This window comes from Cohnella endophytica, assembly GCF_003628305.1.
Classification (GTDB): Bacteria; Bacillota; Bacilli; order Paenibacillales; family Paenibacillaceae; genus Cohnella; species Cohnella endophytica.
The window spans coordinates 88,598-106,723 of the sequence record NZ_RBZM01000001.1 but is presented as its reverse complement, the minus strand read 5'-3'; the positions used below and the strand labels follow the sequence as shown (position 1 = coordinate 106,723).

Sequence of the window (18,126 nt, the reverse complement as noted above, 5' to 3'; positions counted from 1 at the left end):
GTCGATACCGGACAACTTAGAGAAAGTCATAGGAAATAATAAAACCCGCAGTCCGTATGGGCTCGCGGGTTTTTACGTATTAGGCGATAAAAGATTAATATTTTCTCATGAAACTGCGCATAGTAGACCTATTCGCCATAATTTCCAATTGCAGGGAGAGGTCAAATGACAGCCTCGAAAGAAAGCATTAACTTTTTGCAGGCTTGCATGATTCTATTGTTAATGAATGGCTTAACGAACCACGTCATCGTGAATCCGATGCTGTTGGATGCGTCAGGCAGAGATTCGTGGATCGCGCCTCTCGCGGCGGGGTTACTGTTCATTCCGTGGTGCTTCATGCTTATTTTCATCATGAGGAAATCGGGCCAGAACAAGCTGCAGCCTTGGCTTTCCGAACGAACGAATGCTCCGATTTCTTGGATTCTCGTATTTCCGCTTCTTCTACAGCTATACATGATCGGCGGCTTAACCGTGATTCATACGACCAATTGGACGATCAATAACTACCTACCCGCCACGCCTAAAGTCGTCTTGGCGTTTAGCCTGACCGTTCTGTGTACGTTATGCGCCAGTTGGGGAATTCGCGCCATCGCGATTACTTCCGGTATATTGTTGCCGATCGTCGTCGCGCTCGGTTTCTTCGCGGGGATCTCGAATATACCCGAGAAAAACTTCAGTTTGATTAAGCCGTTTCTGGAGAACGGTTGGTCCCCGGTGTTCGCCGGCACCGTCTACGCGGGAGGAGGCTTCATCGAGCTGATCGTTCTGCTCGCCATGCAGCATCGCTTGAATAAACCAGTACGCCGTCTTCATCTGGTTTTTTTCGCCTTATTTTCTATTTACATCATGACCGGTCCCCTCATCGGAGCCATTACCGAATTCGGACCTGCGGAAGCAGCCAAGCAAATGGTTTCTCCTTATGAACAGTGGCGACTTGTGAAATTGGGAAACTACTTCGAGCATATCGACTTTTTTTCCATCTATCAGTGGTTAGCCGGGGCCTCGATACGCATCGGATTGTCCATGTATTTAATCATCGAGGTCCTTCCGATTCGTACGAACCGAACCCGTAACCTCATCTTGATGGCGATCGCTTTCAGCTACGTTGCCGAAGCCATCTTTCCGATCAACTCGTATGACTTCTATTCGTGGATGTATCATTTTTATTTCCCGGTATCCTTGGCGGTCGCATTCTCGGCGTCATTGTCTTGGACGGTCGTGTCCTTATTCTCGAAATCGCAGAAAAGGAGGCAAAAAATCGCGTGACACCCCCACCTTCCAGCTCGAGCGCAACGGTCGTCTGGAGCGAAGACGCGCTACGTTCCTTGTTCACGAACTGCGCGGACGTCCAGATCCAAGCCTACAAATTCGATGATTCCCAAGCCTCGGAGGTGCTCTTGATCTATTGCGAAGGCTTGTGCGATAACTCGCAAATCGGTAAATACGTACTCCCGGAGCTCGCCGCGTTGTACCGGAGAGGAAGCAGCTTTCAATGGCTGTCGAGAGACGTATCCGGTACGCTTCCCCTTATCTCGATCGACGAGAGCGAAACCGGAGAACAAATTGTCGAATACGTGTACCAAGGCGACCTCGTTTTCCTGTTCCAGGAATCCCGCAGACTGTTCAAAATGAATATTTGTAATCGTCCGCAACGTTCGCCTCAGGATTCAAGCACGGAAATTTCCATTAAGGGTCCCCGAGACGGATTCACGGAAGATCTCGTCGTGAACGTAGCTTTAATACGCAAGCGGATTCGGAGCTCGAGCCTCCACTATGAGACCTATACGATCGGAACGCGCACGAAAACGAGAATCGGGTTGCTGTATTTTCACGACATCCTGAATCCGAAGACGTTATCCGAAGTGCGAAACCGCCTGAAAAAAATCGAGATCGACGGAATTTATAGCATCAACCAATTGGAGGAACTGCTGGCGGACGCCAAAATGAACGTGCTACCGGTGTTCTCGATTACCGGAAGACCGGACTACGTCGTCAACAGCTTATTGGCGGGCAGATTTATCATTATCGTGGACGGAATTCCGATGGTCCTCATCGGTCCGGCTACGATCTCCCTGTTGATGAAATCTCCCGAAGACATTCATTTTAATTACCTGTATATTTCGTTCGCTCGGCTTATTCGCAACGTGAGTTTGTTACTTTCCATATCGTTGCCGGGTTTCTGGGTTGCGTTGGCCGCCTTTCACCAGGACCAACTTCCGTTTCGCATGATGGCCACCATATCCGGCGCCCGGTTGGGTCTCCCCTTGTCCGCCCAGATGGAAATGTTTATCCTGCTTATGCTGCTAGAGATTTTTCGGGAAGCAGGCGTCCGCTTGCCTAGCTCCATCGGACAGACGTTAACCGTTGTCGGAGGGTTAATCATCGGAGATGCCTCGATACGGGCGGGATTCGTTTCCCCTTCCGTCGTCGTGGTCGGCGCAATTACGGCAGTAACGTCAGTCACTCTCGTCAATCAATCGCTCAGCACCGTAGTAAGCGTCCTTCGACTGATTATTTTCGTGGTGTCCTCCATCATCGGCATGTACGGGCTTATTTTGTGCCTGATTATGCTAGTAGGATATTTGTCGAGGTTACGGTCTTTCGGCGTGCCTTACTTAGCACCTTTGTCTCCGTTGCATTGGAGGGATGTGTTCAAGTCTTATCTCCGGTTACCTTGGGTGAAAATGAAGCAGCGTCCGCACGTGTTGCGAACGACGGATCGGGATCATATGGAGGAAGATTCGCCATGAGCTATCGCCTCCTTCGAATCCTCGTGGCCGTAAGCGCGCTGTTCGTCTTGCCCGGTTGCTGGAACTCCAAGGATATTCAGAATATGGCTTACGTGACCGCGGTCGGATTGGATTACGATGACGGCAATTTCATAACGTATATTCAAGTGCTCAATTTTTCCAACGTTGGCCGGTCCGAGAACATCGAAGTCGGCAAAACCGTCCCGGTATGGATCGGGCGCGGCGTCGGGAAGACGATCAGCGAATCGTTCTCGAGCATCTACTCCACTTCGCAAATGCGGGTATTCTGGGGGCATGTCAAAGCCATCGTTTGTTCGGAAAATATGCTTAAAAGAGGCGTAAGAGAAGCATTCGATGCGGTAAATCGGTACCGGGAGCTTCGTTATAACCTTTACATTTACGGTACGAACGAGAAGCTATCGGACATCTTCGTCCAGAAATCGATCTTTAATCTTTCGCCGCTCGATACGCTCATGTTCACTCCTGAGCAAATCTACGCCCAGCGATCGTCCATTTTGTCGGTTACGGGCAACCGCTTTTTCTCCGAAATCAACGAGCCCGGGGAGCCGGGCATGCTTCCTTCCCTGGCGATCAATAAAGAGGTTTGGAAGGAAGACACAAAAGACAAACCGATGCTCCAGATCAACGGAGCGTACTTCTTCCAAGCGACGAAAATGGCGGCCTGGTTATCCGAGGACGAACTCGCCGGCGCGAGATGGACGCAAACAAAGCTGAAGCGATGTCTGATCCATGTTCCTCTCAGCGGCAAGCCGATCGCCGCGATCGTTCTGAATCGCCCTCGTTATTCGGTAAAGGTTAGGTTCGATAAAGACGAAGTCAAGTACGATCTGAAGGTTAGAATAAGCGGATACTTGGACGAACTGCTGCAGGACATTCCGATCACAGATCTAGAAACGATGGCCGAAGATGTCGTACGGAACCAAATCTCCGACAGCTTCGATAACGGACTGGCCAAGAAAGTCGATGTACTCCAACTGGAGGAGCACCTCTATCGAGACCATCCGAAGCGCTGGCATGCGTTGCATCAAACCCAAAACCTCTCGCTAAAACCGGGGTGTATTCGCAACATCGACGTTAAGATCAACATCGTCAACACCGGAAAGTACAAGGAAAAACAAGAGTAATTGGTCGCGGGCAGCGGGAACAACGAAAAAAGGGGCTATCCTTGCGGATAGCTCCTTAGGCGGGCGAGTTGTTCGTTTTTTTGAGTATCTATCTGCTGGACATCATTACGGATACTCCGAGCGACAACGCCAATTACTTCCTGCTCGTATCGAGCGGTTTAAGATTGGCTTCGATCGCTTGCCGGCGAGATTCCAGGAACGGCGGCAACGCAAGCGACTCGCCGAGCGTCTCAAATGGCTCGTCCGTGGCGAAGCCGGGACCGTCAGTTGCCAGCTCGAACAGGATACCGTTTGGCTCGCGGAAGTACAGAGAAAGGAAGTAATAGCGCTCCACGAAGCCGGAGTTCGGTAGCCTGAATTGATTGAGAATGTCTAGCCAAGCCATGATTTCTTCCTCGTCCTCTACCCGGAAGGCCACGTGATGAACGCCTCCCTTCCCCTGCTGCGCGACGGGAATATCGTTACGCGGTTCGATTTGCACTTCCGCTCCCGATCCGCCTTCTCCGACTTGCAAGATTACGATATCCTCTTGTCCCTCTACAAGTGCCGGAACGCGGCTCGTCTCCCGGAATCCGAGCAAGCCCAGTACCGCGATCGTGGATTCCGGCTTGCGCACGGTCAGCCTTACAGGACCAAGCCCGATGATGGCAAAGGCAACCGGAACCGGACTCTGTTCCCAAGCCGTGCCTGCAGCCACCCCGGTATTGTTCTCATCGGATACGAGCGCGAGCTGCTGGCCTTCCGGATCTTCGAAGAAGATGACGTTTCGACCGGCGAATTCAGAGATCGCTTCGTGTTTTACCCCGAGCTTCTCGAATCTCTTCTCCCAGAATCGCAATGCTTCGTCCGACGCCACCCTCAGAGACGTTCCCGATATGCTGCTAACTCCCGCCTTGGCAGGTCCGATTCCCGGAAAATCGAAAAACGTAAGCTCCGTGCCCGGATTGCCCCGTTCGTCCCCGTAGAAAAGATGGTAAGCGGTCGTATCATCCTGGTTGACCGTTTTCTTCACCAGGCGCATTCCTAATGTTTCCGTGTAAAACTCATAATTTACTTTTACGTCACCCGTCATCGCGGACAGATGGTGAATTCCTTTTACGTTCATTAGAAGAGTCCTTTCTATGTTGACTTATGAATTAATAGGCGCGTAGCCCGATGTTTCAATTGTTTGCAGTGCGTATAATGATACGGCAAACATATGTTTGCATACTGGAGATAGGTTTAGCATACCCATCTAACATCACGATCAGTCTTCGGAGGTAATCATGAAAGGTACGACTCATCTCGCCATTGGCGTCGCCATCGGGGCTGCCGCCTGCTTGTACTATCCGTTTAGCTTTGACCATGCCGCTGCATATGTCACCGTTGCCGGATTCTCCGCCTTAAGCGCGGACTTGGACGGACCATCCAATCTTCTTAGCGGCAAGCTTAGAATCGGTAAGCTCTCCAAGTTATTGCGCGAGTTCGCCCTTTGGGGCGGCATTATTCCAATGTCCGTATTGTGCTATTTGTACGTTGCGCAAGATCGGCTGTACCCGGTATTCTCGACCTGCGCCGTCGCATTATTCCTTTTGGGGCTTGTTGCGAAGGAAGGGGTCATCCGGAATACCCTCGTTAGCCTCATCGGTTGCTCTCTTATTTTCTCCGGTTGGAAATCCAATCAGCAATGGTTAATGGGTTTAGGAGCATTCGTCGCCATCGCTCCATGGTTAGCCCATCGCGGAATGACGCATACCGTCTGGGCGTTGCCGATTTGGCACCTGATCGGTTCGGGACTGGAATCACGGCTCGACGTGGAAGGAATCGCTCTTGTCGCGACTGTCGGCTACGCATCCCACCTGCTCGCGGATACGCTCACGCCAAGCGGCGTCAAGTGGCTGTATCCGATCTATAAACGGTCGATCAAGCTTAGGGTTTGAGCTGTAAAAACTTCAATTGAATCGCGCTAAACGAATCGGGGCTGCTCCAAGGTCGAAATCGACTCTATTGGGGCAGCCCCATCCCGTAAGTAACGTTTGCCGATTATGCCTGCACTTCCGTTAACTCTTGAGCACGGTTTTTGATTCTCGCGGCTTCCGCGGATTGGCTGAGCAGATCGGAGATGTCGACGCTATTCCGAATATTTCTTAACGTGTAGTTCGGGGAAGTCGTATCCGTAGATAGAACCGTTATATCGCCGATCTTCAGGATGCGTTCCAGTAAATTCCGCTTCAACGAAATGTCCCGAATGCGGTACAGCTGGATTTCTTCGCGCTTCTTCGTCAAAATGCCCTTTTCCACGATGATCCTGCGCTCCGTGATCTGATAACGGGTAAAACTCGGAAACCCGTAGTTAAAGGGCTTGCCCTCCCACAGGACGTTCTCGTTCACCATTTCAACAGCCCCCTTAAAATGGATGATTGCTACCTGTATTGTACACTACAACCTTATGGTTGGCTTCTAGGAATCGGGCGTTGCGCGTACTTCGCATTACCTACCGCAACCAGAAGACAAGCGAACGAAGATCCTTCTCGCCCCCTAGCCGCAGTAACCGATTGCCGGCTTCCGTTTCCATGATCGGTTCTCCGTTCCAGGAATCCACTTTGACTTTGACGAGATTTCTCCTTCGCAAAATGGTCTGCAACGCCGACTGAACGATTCCGACCAAATCTTCGTGCGACAAAGGATCGGAACTGGGAGGCTCGGGAACCGAGTAAATCCGCTTTCCGTTATTCTCGATCCAGAACAGCCATCGGTCGCCATGCAGCACTAAGAAATTACCGGGTTTACGGGCAAATGCTCCACCGCTTACACCGATTTGCGCGTCAAGTGGCCAATCCACGAGTAAACCGAACGGGTTAGCCGGATCGACGGACGCCAACACGGTAGTCGAAGTAGACTGGCCGATTCTAGCGGGAAGCGGTTGACGGATCGTCTCGTTATGTTCCCGGGTCGTGAATTGTAGCGATGATTCTCCTTCGATGAATTTCCCTCTCGTAACTACGCCCCACTCTTCGAGCCTGCGCAGCACCGGATAGAACGTATCCCACGAAAAAGGCGAACTGTTCGCGACAAGCTGCTTATTGATGATCCCATAAGAACGTAACAAATGATGCGTCCAGCTCAACACGGGCGATTGTTTCGCCGAGTCGGAATCATTAGCCTTGCCAAGGTCGGCCGCGGCTTCCCGAAGCATGCTCGTCGCGTACCATCTTCCCAATCCGGAGCCGGTCTTAGCTAAGTCGGCCTTGGCCTTGGCTTTAAGGTTGGCATGTAATCGGATCGGCGCGAATTGATCGTTCGCGACGCGACCTTCCCAAACCAGATCCAACAAATCGGGTATCAGCTCGGAAGGCGGACGGTCCATTTCGCGGCTTAACCGGGTCAGGAAGGTCGCTCCACCTTCGGCCAGTAAAGCTAGCAGTTCAGCATGACTTGTCGGACGATCCGCGGTTACGATCGTATCGGCTAGCAAAGGCTCGTACAACGATCTGGATTCCGCAAGGAAAAAAGCGATTTTCCCCTCTTGGTCGCCATCCTGCTTGCGTCCGAGCCACAATACTTCCCCTGAAGCGCATAGCAAATCTAGCTGCTCCTTGCGGTATCCGGCTACTCTCGATGGAAAAATAATCGTTTCCCAGTGGGAGAGCGGGATGAACAGTCCTTGCAACCGTTCGATGACGGATTGCAGTCCCTCGCTTCCCTGTTGCTGCGTTCCTTGAAGCGCATGCTGCAGAAACGCGATCTGGCTGCACCATCGCGAAGGTTCGACCGGCTCTGCCTTGCTACGTGCATGACGGATCGAGGTACGGACGATTCGGGAGGCCACCTTCGAACTCGTCCATAAGCGTTCTCGCTCGTCCGCGGCATGCGGCGCCCGTTCGATCAACTCTTGATCGAGCATCAAGTCTACCGCCCTCTGGGCATCCGTCAGCGTTAACGAAGGATAACGATCGCATAGCTCGGCTTCGGTAAACGAAATAACATGGTCCACATATCTTCCGAGCACGAACATGAGCGATGTCTGGTTAGCCGGGAATTCGGCGTACACTTCTCCCTCATCCGACGGGATCCATCTCAATTCCCCGTCTCCGGACAGATCCAACGGAATCGCCTTGCCTTGGTCGTGCAGTTGCTTCAGCCAACTCAGCGCCGCTTCTCCGGCTAGCTTCGCAAGTTCTCCGGCTGTCAGATCTCCGCGACGTTTAAGGAATACCGCCAGCTCGTTCGCGTTTCTCGGCGGCTGCTCCAGTTCCTCCAGTTTGCGCCTTTCATCCTCCAACGCTTCTCGACCGACGGCATCTCCGAATGCAGCGGTATCGAACAGTTGTCCCGCAAGCTCCTTGCTTACGTTCAACAATTGAAGCCGGGTCGTCTCGTCCAACCCGTCGCCCTCGTACACTTGCATGTTCACGTAATCGGCAATGAATTGCGCCGCGAACGGCGAAGGAAAGGGCGTTTCCTTTACGAGAATCGAGATTTCTCCTGCTACGAGTTGCTCCAACGTCTTGCGTAGCTCCTCATAGCCTAAGTAGTCATGCAGGCACTCCGACATCGCCTCGCGCAAATACGGAAACTGCTCCGCGTAGGGCAGAGCGCCCTTGAGAAGCTCTTCGCTACGAAGCCGCTTCTGCCAGAGCGGCGTTCTCGTGAAGCTTCGGGACAAGAGCAAAGAATTTTCCGCGATTCTGCGGAACGCGATTCCGAGCAGAGGCGATCCGGTGATCGCCTCGGTAAGCAACAGCTCGAGATTCGCGGGAGTAACCGATTGCAGCACTTGTAGCCAAGAGGCATCCCATTCCGGCAGAACGAATTCGATGCCATTGTCCTTCGCGTTGCCGTAAAGCCGATATGGCAATAAAAGCTCGAATTGACGTTCGATGGCGAGTAACCATGCGCGGTTCACCGTTCGGCCGCATTGATTATGGATAATAACATGCGTCTGATTCATCACGTCGCGGTAATGCTCGATGACGATCTGCTTATCCGTGGGCAACGCGCAGGCTTGATGCTGCGATCGGACGAACGTGAGAAGCTCATCCGATGCAGCGCGATCCATCCCGTATTGCTCGGCCAACCATTCATGGCAACGCTCTATAGCGGCAATCGTTTCGTTCTCGGATGTATTCTCTTCATCGCCCCAATCCATTCGCTCGGATAGTTCTCTCAGGAACGCGCCGATCTTCAATCCGGCTTCGTATGAACGGCTAGCCGCTTCGTTACGCCAGAACGGAATCTCGCTGAACCTGTTGCCCGCCTCGGTTACGTACACCCTGTCGTTTCGAATGTCCCGGATCATCCAAGAGCTCGTCCCGAGCTGGAACACGTCCCCGACCCGGCTCTCCTGAATGAATTCTTCGTCTAGTTCGCCCAGATGGGCGCGGCTATCCAAATGATGAACGGGATAGTTGCCGCTCTGCGGAATCGTCCCGACGCCCGTAACCGCCGCCATCGCTGTATTGCTTCGTTTCCTCAGCGCGTTCGTCTCACGATCCCAGTCCAATAGAGGTCTGGCGAAAGGATAGAAACCGGAAAGCACCTTTAACATTCCTTCTAGTCGATCGCGAGGGAAATCCCGGTAGCTGTCGCTGCGCCCAAGAAACAGTTGCAGATCCCCAATATCCCAATCGTCCATGGCGACCATGGAGACGATCTGCTGCGAGAGCACGTCCATCGGACCGCGCGGGATCCGGATCGGCTCGATCTCGCGTTGCGAGATCTCTCTTCCGAGTACCGCAAGCTCGGGCAAGATCGCCTTGCCGCGCGCAAGCAACAAGCCCCGGCTTGCCTCACCAACGGCATGACCGGCTCGACCGATCCGTTGGATGCCTCTCGCCGCTTCCTGGGGAGAATCGATCTGAATGACGAGATCGATATGCCCGACATCAATGCCCAGCTCTAGCGAGGACGTCGCGACGATCGCGCGGAGATTGCCTTCCTTCAGGAGCCGTTCAACCTCGAGACGGCGTTCGCGGGACAGGCTTCCGTGATGGGAACGCGCCATCTCGTAACCGACGTGATCGTTCAACCGCAAGCAAAGCCGTTCGCACAGCCTTCTGCTGTTGACGAATAGCAGCACCGAACGGCACCCGTCCATTGCTTGAACGATCCGATCCAGCAATGGCAGCCACACTGCCTCCCGCGTCGCAGCGGGTTTGCTGAGATCGGGCATCGAGATGCGCACGTCCATCCGCTTGATCATCGAGCTCTCGATGATCGTGACCGGACGAGGACGTACATCTGTCGTTCCTGTCCTATCTTTCGTTTCTATTGTATCCGTCGTATCAGTTGTTTCCGTCCGATCCGCTATCGTCCCATCCTGCACCCAACCGCCGAGAAACCGCGCCACCCTCTCAGCGGTTTCTGAGTCGCGGATACGCCAATACGTTGAGGCGGAACGATACACCGCGCGCTTAATCGCTCCAGAGATAAGGATAGATGAGCGCCGCGTTTATCCGCGGCGAGATCGTGAATCTCGTCGACGATAACATGCTCGACGGTTTCGAGAATCGAGCGTCCCTTGTCGGACGTAAGAAGCAAATACAGCGATTCCGGCGTCGTCACGAGCAATTCCGGGGGATTACGCAATATGGCCGCGCGTTTGCTTGGGCTCGTATCCCCCGTTCTTACCTCGCTGCGCACGCCCGGCCACTCCTCGCCGCGTTCGGATGCCCGCACTTCCAGTTGCTCGACGAAACGCAACGCGTGATGATGAATGTCGTTGTTCAAAGCCTTCAACGGAGTAATGTAAATAATCCGAACTCCGCGGCGCGAAGGCTTATTCGGCTGCTGAATAACACGATTCAAGCACGGAAGCAGCGCAGCTAACGTCTTGCCGGACCCTGTCGGCGCCGCGATCAGAGTGTGGCACCCCCGACCGATCGATTCCCACGCCTGCAACTGCACTTGTGTCGGCTCGCCGAACGTCTCGGCGAACCAATCGGATAGGACGGGATGAAACGGCAAGCTCGTCTGGTGCGCCATGACGGGGATCGACTCCTTCGTTATAAGTTCTGTACGTTATATAGCCTTGCGTATACGCCTTCCATGCTCATCAAAGATTCATGAGTGCCCCGTTCGACGATTTCCCCACGTTCGATGACGATGATTTGATTGGCATGGGTAATGGTTGAGAGCCGGTGCGCGACGACGAGCGTCGTCCGATCGTTCGTCAATGCCTGCAGCGACTCCTGGATCAGATGCTCGGATTCCAGATCCAGCGCGGATGTCGCTTCATCCAGCACCAAGATGGCTGGATTCTTCAAGAAGACGCGCGCGATCGCGATCCGCTGTTTCTGCCCGCCGGAAAGCTTGACGCCTCGCTCGCCGATCTCGGTCTCGTACCCGTTAGGCAAACCCATAATAAAATCGTGCGCGTTCGCCCTTCTGGCCGCTTCGAACATGCTCGCTTCGGACTCATCCGGGTTGCCGAGCATAATGTTCTCCCTGACGCTTCCGCTAAACAGGATATTGTCCTGCAGCACCATGCCGATTCGCGAGCGCAGACTATGCTGCGTGACTTGGGAGATATCTTGACCGTCGATCTGGATACAGCCTTCCCGTATGTCGTAGAATCGCGGCAATAGGCTGATCAAACTCGACTTCCCGCCTCCGCTCATTCCGACGAACGCGACCGTCTCGCCCGGTTCGATCACCAGGTCGATCCGCTTCAATACGTCTTCCGTTTCGTCGCGGTAACGGAAGCTTACGTCCTTGAATTCGATCCTACCCGCCGACAATTCAAGCTCCTTCGCCCCTTTGACGTCTTGGACGTGTTGAGGCTCGTTCAATAGCTCCATTACCCGTTCAAGGGAAGCGGAAGCTTGGGTCAACTCCGTCGAAGCGTTAACCAATCTGCGCAGAGGGGTATACATTCGATCGAGATAACTATAGAACGCGACGAATCCTCCGACCGTCAATTCATTGTTGATTACGAGATACCCGCCTCCGAATAAAATGATGAGCGGAGCTACTTCCGTCAATGTGTTGATGATGGCGTTCGTGAGCGCATTCCAACGGGTGAGCGCGAGAGCTCTTTCGAGGAACTTGCCGTTTTTCGCCCCGAACTGCTTTTCTTCGTATTTCTCGAGCGTAAAGCTCTTGACGACGGGAATGCCGACGACGTGCTCGTTCAGATAGCCCTGCATGTCCGCCAGCGCCGCCGAACGGGAACGGGCGTACGTCCGCAACCTCCGATACAGTTTCACCACGGCGAGACCGTAGAACGGTAAGATGATAACGGCCAGAACCGTCAGCCACGCGTTCATATGAAGCATAATCCCTAGCGCGATCGTCAGCGTGAACATGTCCAGCCAGACGTTCATCATCCCTGTCTCGACGATCGATTTCGTTTGTTCTACGTCGTTAATCATCCTCGAGATGATCTCTCCGGATTTGCGTTCCTGGTAGAATCGTAACGACAACCGTTGAAGATGACCGTAAAGCTTGTTGCGTAAGTCGAACAAAATCCGGCTTGTCGTTAGCTGGGCGAAATATTGACGGAAATATTCGATCGGATAACGGATGACGACGAAAAGAACGAAAGAAATTCCGACCAATTGCATAAGCCGCGACAATCTCTCGCCCTGCGATGCGTTCGATAGCAATATATCGTCCACCGCGTATTGAAGAAAAAGCGGAACCGCGAGCGGAATCGCGAACTTGAGCATGCCGATGAGCAACGTGAGCGCGACCATCCAGCGATAAGGCTTAACGAACCGTAAATATAAGCGAAACTGTTTCATTGATAATCCCCTTTAAGCATGAAAGCGTGAAGACGCATCGCATCCTCTATGATCTTTCCATCTTACCGATAAAGATCCGGCAAGGAAAGAGCGCAAGCAAAAAGCCGGGCATTGCCGTTAAAGGCAACGTCCGGCTTCGTCCTAAGACGATATGACTTTCTCGAACTTGTTGAAAGCGCCGTAAGAATTCGAAGCGTTCCCGATCAAGTCGTATCCTAAACCGCTATAAAAGGAGTTCAGGACGGAGTTGTTCGCCAAACAGTCGAGTCTGATGACGTCTCTGCCGAGGGCGGGGACGGCCGTCTCGATCCACTGCATCATTTGACGGCCGGCGCCTCTTCCCGAGTAATTACGATTTATTGCCAGGCGATGCACATAAATCGCGGGCCGCTCATCGGTCCGTTCTCCCCAGAGGTCGCGATCCCAAGCGTTAGGCTCGGGCAGTAGGATGACCATCCCCGCCGCTTTCCCGTCGTCGCGGAAAATGTAGACTTCCCCGCGATTAACGGCTTCCGGCGTATTATGCGAGTCTTCTCCCCGCAATAAAGCGTTCCATTGGGTCGAACCTTTGCTAAGCAGCCATTCCGCCGTATTCACGAGCAGTCGCATAATCTCGTGGGTGTTGTCCGGCTCGGCTCTCTCTACGCTAGTAAACACAGACATGAAGCTCCTCCTAGTTATTGCTCTCTTTATGCCCGTCTGGCGGTTCTCAAGATCGCGCTGATCACCAATACGACGACGATCGCGCCGATAATGGCGGGTACGAGCGCGAAATCCGCGACGACAGGACCGAAGCTGCCAAGCAGCAATCCGCCCAGCCATGCGCCAACGAGTCCCGCGACGATGTTACCGATTACGCCGCCTGGAACGTCTCTTCCCGCGATGAGGCCTCCAAGCCAACCGATAACGCCGCCGATAATGAGAGTCCATAGTATATGCATAAGAATAACCTCCTTCTATGCGCGAGACAATAGAGTCTCTACTTTGCTTAGAATTAGATTACCCGCGTTGCTTCAAGGTTAACCAACTTCGCTCACCCGATATCGAAATCGAAATAACGAGTCGGGTAAGGCTCTTTCGCCAACGTGTAATGCCACCATTCTTTAGAATAGGGATCAAAGCCATGCTTGACCATCGCATTCTTAAGAATGTTGCGATTGGCGGTTTGCTTGGCGGTGATCAGCTTCGTCCCGTGACTGGAAATGTCGCCGAAGAAATCATAAGGACTGCCCATGTCCACCGGATTGCCCGTCTTCTTGACCGCGATCGTCAGATCGACGGTGCTCCCTCTCGAATGGCCCGACTTCGATGCCACGTATCCCAGCTTGAACACTTTCGTCTTATCGATAGCCGGGTAAAATACTTTTTTCATTTTCGTGTCCTTCGCGTCCTTCGACCATCGGATAAACTGGTCGACCGCCTTCTGCGGACGGTACGCATCGTAGATGAGAAGCACGTAGCCTTGTTTCTCCAACTCGTCGTTGACGGCTTTCAAAGCTGTCGCGGCTTGGCTGGTTAAGATGGCGATCGGGGCATTATAGCCATCGATCGGAACGCCTACGAAGTTATAAGCGCTCGCATAACGGATTTCGAGTTGCACTTCGGGAACGACCTCGTCCACGTATACGAAACTTTCAGGTAGCTTAACTCTATTGGCTATCTCGGAAACATGAACCGACTCCGTTGCTTCAGCGGCATCGGGGGCGATCGTGACCGGCATAACCTCTTGGGTTGGGATGGCGGGCTCTTGAACGGTATCGAGCTTGGCGTGGTCGTCGACTTCGACTGCAGGAATTGCCGTAGCGCCTGCAACGCTCGCTTGAACGTTTCCGCAGCCTGCCGATATCGTCATGAACGTCAAAACCGCGATCGCCATTGCGCCCGCCTTTAACCGCGCGAATGCCGACATAGCATAACCCCTCTCCTCGGATTATAATAGTAATCAATAATAAATTCTAACGAGGATTATCCAATGTCGGACAACGAACGCGTCGACTGCATGAAATGCCGTCACTTCTACGTCACCTGGGATCCGAAGTTTCCGAAAGGCTGCAAAGCCTTCGGCTTCAAATCCCCTACGATGCCTAGCATTGCCGTCCGGAATTCATCGGGCAAAGCTTGCTTCAACTTCGAGCCCAAAGCTCCGCGCTAACGAACTTCCCTATTTGAACTTCTTCCAGTCTTGAGAACTATTGTTCAGCAAGTATTCGAAGTCCTTCTCCTTCAGCTTCTGCTCGGCTTGCCGAGCGGCTTCCGCCTCGAGACGCGCGCGTTGCAGGCGAGATGCTTCCTCTTGCTTCATCGTCTCCGCCTGCTCCTTCAGCTTAGCCACGGTGCTTGCGCCGAGCAAGTCCTTAAGAGTTACCGGTTTGTCGGTTTGCGCCTGTTCGTTAGCGGACCGATGAGCTTGTCTCTGTTGTTTCTTCGGTTTATTGGCCATCTTACAATCTCCTTAATCCTCCAAGTATATCATTTTCTTCGTCTTTCCGCGTCTTCGGGACTTTACGCGTTGCTTTCTTCTTCGATCACTTCTTTGAGCCTGTCCGGATAATCGGTATGAATGCCGTCCGCTCCCCATAACAATGCCTTATCCATATTAACTTGGTAATTTACCGTGTAAGGAAACATAAGCAAGCCCGCCGCTTTCACCTTGCGCACGAAGTTCTCGTCGATGCGAAGGAAGTTAGCTCCGACTCCATTCGCATAACTTCGAATGTCGTTTAACTTGGCATCGCTAATCAAAGCATGTCTGTTGTACCAGAGCAACTGGAACAAGACGACGTTGTCATCCCAAGCGCGAATCTTCTGCAAGCTTTCCTTGCTGAACGATTGCACGGCGATATGGTCGGCTAGATCGAACTCTTGGACGAGCGCCCACATTTTTTCTTCCAAGCCCGGATTATCGTCGGGAGATTTCGTCTCCAGCATATAATGCGTGTCCTTGCCGAACGTCTCGAAGATTTCGCGAAGCGTAGGCACCTTCTCGTTCGCGTATTCTTCTCTCGCGTACATGGGGCGTTTATCGTTAAACCAAGAACCCGCGTCGAGCGCTTTAATATCCGCCAGCGTCATATTGCGAATTTTGCCTCTTCCGTCGGTCGTGCGGTTCACCGTCTCGTCGTGCATCGCGATCAATTCGCCGTCTTTCGTCTGCTGAAGATCGATCTCGATGTAATCTGCGCCCATGCGGACTCCTAGACGATAGGACGCAAGCGTGCATTCCGGCGCATAACCGGATGCTCCTCGATGAGCGATCGTGGCAATGCCGTTCTGGTTGGCAGCTTTGCCGCTGAGGGCATTTTCTCCCCCAATGAACCATACGCTTATCCCAAGCAGCGACACAAGAAGCATACCGTGGAGCGCGTACAAATACAGTCTGGGAATTTCCGTCTTCCGTAGCAGCTTCGCGAACATGGTACCCTCCAGTTGCGCGTCTTACGACAAACGCGTTCTTGATGTCTTGGTAAATAATGATACCACTTCGACGAAAACGGGGCCAACCCTTTTGAATCAGGTTGTCCCCGTTGTTATCAAGATTGCATTTACAATTAACCGTTAGTCGCTGTTTTTTTCTCCGGTTGGGCAGAGGCGATCGTCTCGGCGTGAGTCTTCACCTTTCTAATGAAGAACGCAAGCACGAGAGCCGCTACGGTCATCCAAGTGGCGATGACGAACGCATGGTTGATCCCGTAAATCGTGCCTTCTTGGGTTGCGTTCAATATTCCCGCCTTGTCCGTCTCCGCGATCTTGCCGGAGATCAGCAAATCTTTGATTCGACTGGCGGCCGTAGTCGACATGATCGTGACGAGGAATGCCGTACCGAGCGCGCCGGCGACGTTCCGCAACGTCTGCGACATTGCCGAACCATGCGCGTTAAGCCGCTGCGGAAGCTGGTTCATCCCCGCCGTTTGGATTGGCATCATGAGCATGGACATTCCGAACATTCTCAGCGTATACATCAGGATCATGTGCGTATAAGTCGTGTCGATCGTTAATTTACTGAATTCGTAAGTCGTAATAACCGTTATGATCAAACCCGTTACGGACAACCATCTCGCGCCGATTTTATCGAAAATAATTCCCGTGATCGGCGACATGATTCCCATTAGAATCGCGCCCGGCAACAAGAGCAAGCCTGCATCGAGCGGGGAGAATCCGCGGATTTTCTGCAAATAAATCGGGAGCAGGATCATGCCGGAGTACATCGACATCGTAATGATCATATTTATGACGGTCGTCAGCGAGTACATATTGTATTTGAATACGCGGAATTCCAGAATCGGCTTCTCGACGGTCCACTCGCGGATGAAGAACAGAATAAGCGAGATCGCGCCAACGATAAGGCTTGTAACCACTCGCGGGCTGCTCCAACCGTCGTTCCCGGCATCGCTGAAGCCGTAGAGCAAGCCGCCGAAGCCAAGCGTCGAGAAAATAATTCCCAGCGTATCCAGCTTAGGCAACGATGTTTTGGTTACGTTTCTCATCGAGATGATACCGAAGATCAGAGCGAATAGCGATATCGGCAAGATGATGTAGAACAACACTCTCCAGTCGTAGTGCTCGACGACCCATCCGGACAACGTAGGTCCGACCGCCGGCGCAAAGATCATCGCCAGTCCCATCATCCCCATCGCTTTGCCTCGTTCTTGAATCGGGAAAATGGTCAAAAATATGACCGACATCAGAGGCATCAAAATCCCTGCGCCCGCTGCTTGGATCAGACGCCCGGTAAGCACGACCTCGAAAGACTGCGCGAACATACATAAGATCGTCCCTGCCGTAAATAAGCTTATCGCGGTAATAAACAATTGTCTTGTCGTGAATCGATCGATCAAATAAGCGCTGACCGGAATCAACACGCCGTTCACGAGCAAATAACCGGTAGAAAGCCATTGAATCGTATTGGCGCTAATGCCGAGATCGTCCATCATTTTCGGCATGGCGACGTTCAGCAACGTCTGGGCCAAGATCGCGACAAACGCGCCGATCAGCAATGAAGCGACGATCGGACCTCTTCTCAAAGTGGATGCTACGGTACTCATAGTCGGTTCTCTTCCTCTCTCTGTCTCTGAAAAATATTCACGATCTGTTTGTGAACGCGATGCAGATGCTCGGCGTCCTCCGGCGACAATTCCAGGAGAGCGGAGGACAGCTGGTGCAAGTTCATCTCGCTGATCCTACCCCATAATTGTTCCCCTTCGGGAGTTAAAGTCAGACTAATGGCTCGTCGATTGGTATCCGGTCTTTCTCGATAGATCAAGCCTGCCCGCACCAACCTCTCCACAATGCCGCTTGTCGTACTCGTCACGGAAAAAATTTTTTCGGATAATTCGCTAAGACCGATGCAAGGATGCTCTACGATTATTTTCAGTACGTAATATTGAACCGGAGTAATTCCCAAGCGTTGCGTCATACTAATCATGGATTGGTGGAACGCTTGGTTCACTTCCCGGAATGAAGCGAATAATCGTTGAGCCTGCTGCCACTCATTCTGACTCACTGCCCTCA

Annotated in this window: 17 protein-coding genes; 5 read left to right on the top strand and 12 right to left on the bottom strand. The window is 52.7% G+C overall.

The features are described from left to right. Positions 1–165 precede the first annotated feature (165 nt). The 3 genes from D7Z26_RS00625 to D7Z26_RS00615 are packed head-to-tail and all read left to right on the top strand — an operon-like array spanning position 166 to position 3,895. A complete protein-coding gene (locus tag D7Z26_RS00625) occupies positions 166–1,266 on the top strand; it encodes a GerAB/ArcD/ProY family transporter (protein ID WP_120973783.1) in 1,101 nt (366 codons plus the stop codon). Then, the gene (locus tag D7Z26_RS00620; protein ID WP_120973781.1) at positions 1,263–2,750 is read left to right on the top strand and encodes a spore germination protein; all 1,488 of its coding nucleotides are present in this window, start codon (positions 1,263–1,265) and stop codon (positions 2,748–2,750) included. Before D7Z26_RS00625 ends, D7Z26_RS00620 begins: the two co-directional genes overlap by 4 nt. Further along, the gene (locus D7Z26_RS00615) at positions 2,747–3,895 is read left to right on the top strand and encodes a Ger(x)C family spore germination protein (RefSeq protein WP_120973776.1); all 1,149 of its coding nucleotides are present in this window, start codon (positions 2,747–2,749) and stop codon (positions 3,893–3,895) included. Before D7Z26_RS00620 ends, D7Z26_RS00615 begins: the two co-directional genes overlap by 4 nt. 133 nt (positions 3,896–4,028) lie before the next feature. Here the strand turns inward: D7Z26_RS00615 and D7Z26_RS00610 are convergent, their stop codons facing one another. Next, entirely contained in the window at positions 4,029–5,000 is a 972-nt protein-coding gene (locus tag D7Z26_RS00610) for a ring-cleaving dioxygenase (RefSeq protein ID WP_120973774.1), read from the bottom strand. A 160-nt stretch (positions 5,001–5,160) separates the two neighbouring features. On the opposite strand from D7Z26_RS00610, the gene D7Z26_RS00605 reads away from it, so the two are divergent. After that, a complete protein-coding gene (locus tag D7Z26_RS00605; RefSeq protein WP_120973772.1) occupies positions 5,161–5,814 on the top strand; it encodes a metal-dependent hydrolase in 654 nt (217 codons plus the stop codon). A 103-nt stretch (positions 5,815–5,917) separates the two neighbouring features. Here D7Z26_RS00605 and D7Z26_RS00600 read toward each other — a convergent pair whose 3' ends face one another. The 7 genes from D7Z26_RS00600 to D7Z26_RS00575 all read right to left on the bottom strand — a co-directional run bounded on the left by D7Z26_RS00600 (position 5,918) and on the right by D7Z26_RS00575 (position 14,527). After that, positions 5,918–6,268 carry a PH domain-containing protein gene (locus tag D7Z26_RS00600; protein WP_120973770.1) on the bottom strand — a complete coding sequence of 117 codons (351 nt, stop codon included), beginning with the start codon at positions 6,266–6,268 and terminating at the stop codon, positions 5,918–5,920. Between the two features lie 100 nt (positions 6,269–6,368). Further along, the gene (locus D7Z26_RS00595) at positions 6,369–10,223 is read right to left on the bottom strand and encodes an Lhr family helicase (protein ID WP_233566536.1); all 3,855 of its coding nucleotides are present in this window, start codon (positions 10,221–10,223) and stop codon (positions 6,369–6,371) included. Further along, the gene (locus D7Z26_RS27645; protein ID WP_233566535.1) at positions 10,181–10,858 is read right to left on the bottom strand and encodes a DEAD/DEAH box helicase; all 678 of its coding nucleotides are present in this window, start codon (positions 10,856–10,858) and stop codon (positions 10,181–10,183) included. Before D7Z26_RS27645 ends, D7Z26_RS00595 begins: the two co-directional genes overlap by 43 nt. Before the next feature lie 20 nt (positions 10,859–10,878). Continuing rightward, complete coding sequence (locus tag D7Z26_RS00590; RefSeq protein ID WP_120973768.1) at positions 10,879–12,618, bottom strand: ABC transporter ATP-binding protein; 1,740 nt, start codon at positions 12,616–12,618, stop codon at positions 10,879–10,881. 141 nt (positions 12,619–12,759) lie between these two features. Beyond that, positions 12,760–13,281 carry a GNAT family N-acetyltransferase gene (locus D7Z26_RS00585; protein ID WP_120973766.1) on the bottom strand — a complete coding sequence of 174 codons (522 nt, stop codon included), beginning with the start codon at positions 13,279–13,281 and terminating at the stop codon, positions 12,760–12,762. Positions 13,282–13,307: 26 nt separating this feature from the next. Next, positions 13,308–13,559, bottom strand: a complete 252-nt coding sequence (locus D7Z26_RS00580; protein WP_120973764.1) for a GlsB/YeaQ/YmgE family stress response membrane protein — start codon at positions 13,557–13,559, stop codon at positions 13,308–13,310. A gap of 92 nt (positions 13,560–13,651) precedes the next feature. Beyond that, positions 13,652–14,527 (bottom strand): M15 family metallopeptidase, encoded by an 876-nt coding sequence (locus D7Z26_RS00575; RefSeq protein ID WP_199731626.1) that lies wholly within the window; start codon positions 14,525–14,527, stop codon positions 13,652–13,654. Positions 14,528–14,590: 63 nt separating this feature from the next. Here D7Z26_RS00575 and D7Z26_RS00570 point away from each other — a divergent pair, with 63 nt between their 5' ends. Further along, positions 14,591–14,770, top strand: coding sequence for a uracil-DNA glycosylase (locus D7Z26_RS00570; protein ID WP_120973762.1), 180 nt, complete (start codon positions 14,591–14,593; stop codon positions 14,768–14,770). 9 nt (positions 14,771–14,779) lie between these two features. Here D7Z26_RS00570 and D7Z26_RS00565 read toward each other — a convergent pair whose 3' ends face one another. The 4 genes from D7Z26_RS00565 to D7Z26_RS00550 form a co-directional block, all read right to left on the bottom strand. Next, on the bottom strand, positions 14,780–15,058 hold the full coding sequence (locus D7Z26_RS00565; protein ID WP_120973760.1) for a YqkE family protein: 279 nt from the start codon (positions 15,056–15,058) through the stop codon (positions 14,780–14,782). Positions 15,059–15,120: 62 nt separating this feature from the next. Next, entirely contained in the window at positions 15,121–16,032 is a 912-nt protein-coding gene (locus D7Z26_RS00560) for a glycerophosphodiester phosphodiesterase (protein WP_120973758.1), read from the bottom strand. 134 nt (positions 16,033–16,166) lie between these two features. Continuing rightward, positions 16,167–17,660 (bottom strand): DHA2 family efflux MFS transporter permease subunit, encoded by a 1,494-nt coding sequence (locus D7Z26_RS00555; RefSeq protein ID WP_158602140.1) that lies wholly within the window; start codon positions 17,658–17,660, stop codon positions 16,167–16,169. After that, complete coding sequence (locus tag D7Z26_RS00550; RefSeq protein ID WP_233566534.1) at positions 17,657–18,118, bottom strand: MarR family winged helix-turn-helix transcriptional regulator; 462 nt, start codon at positions 18,116–18,118, stop codon at positions 17,657–17,659. The genes D7Z26_RS00555 and D7Z26_RS00550 overlap by 4 nt, the downstream gene beginning before the upstream one ends. Positions 18,119–18,126: the final 8 nt, after the last annotated feature.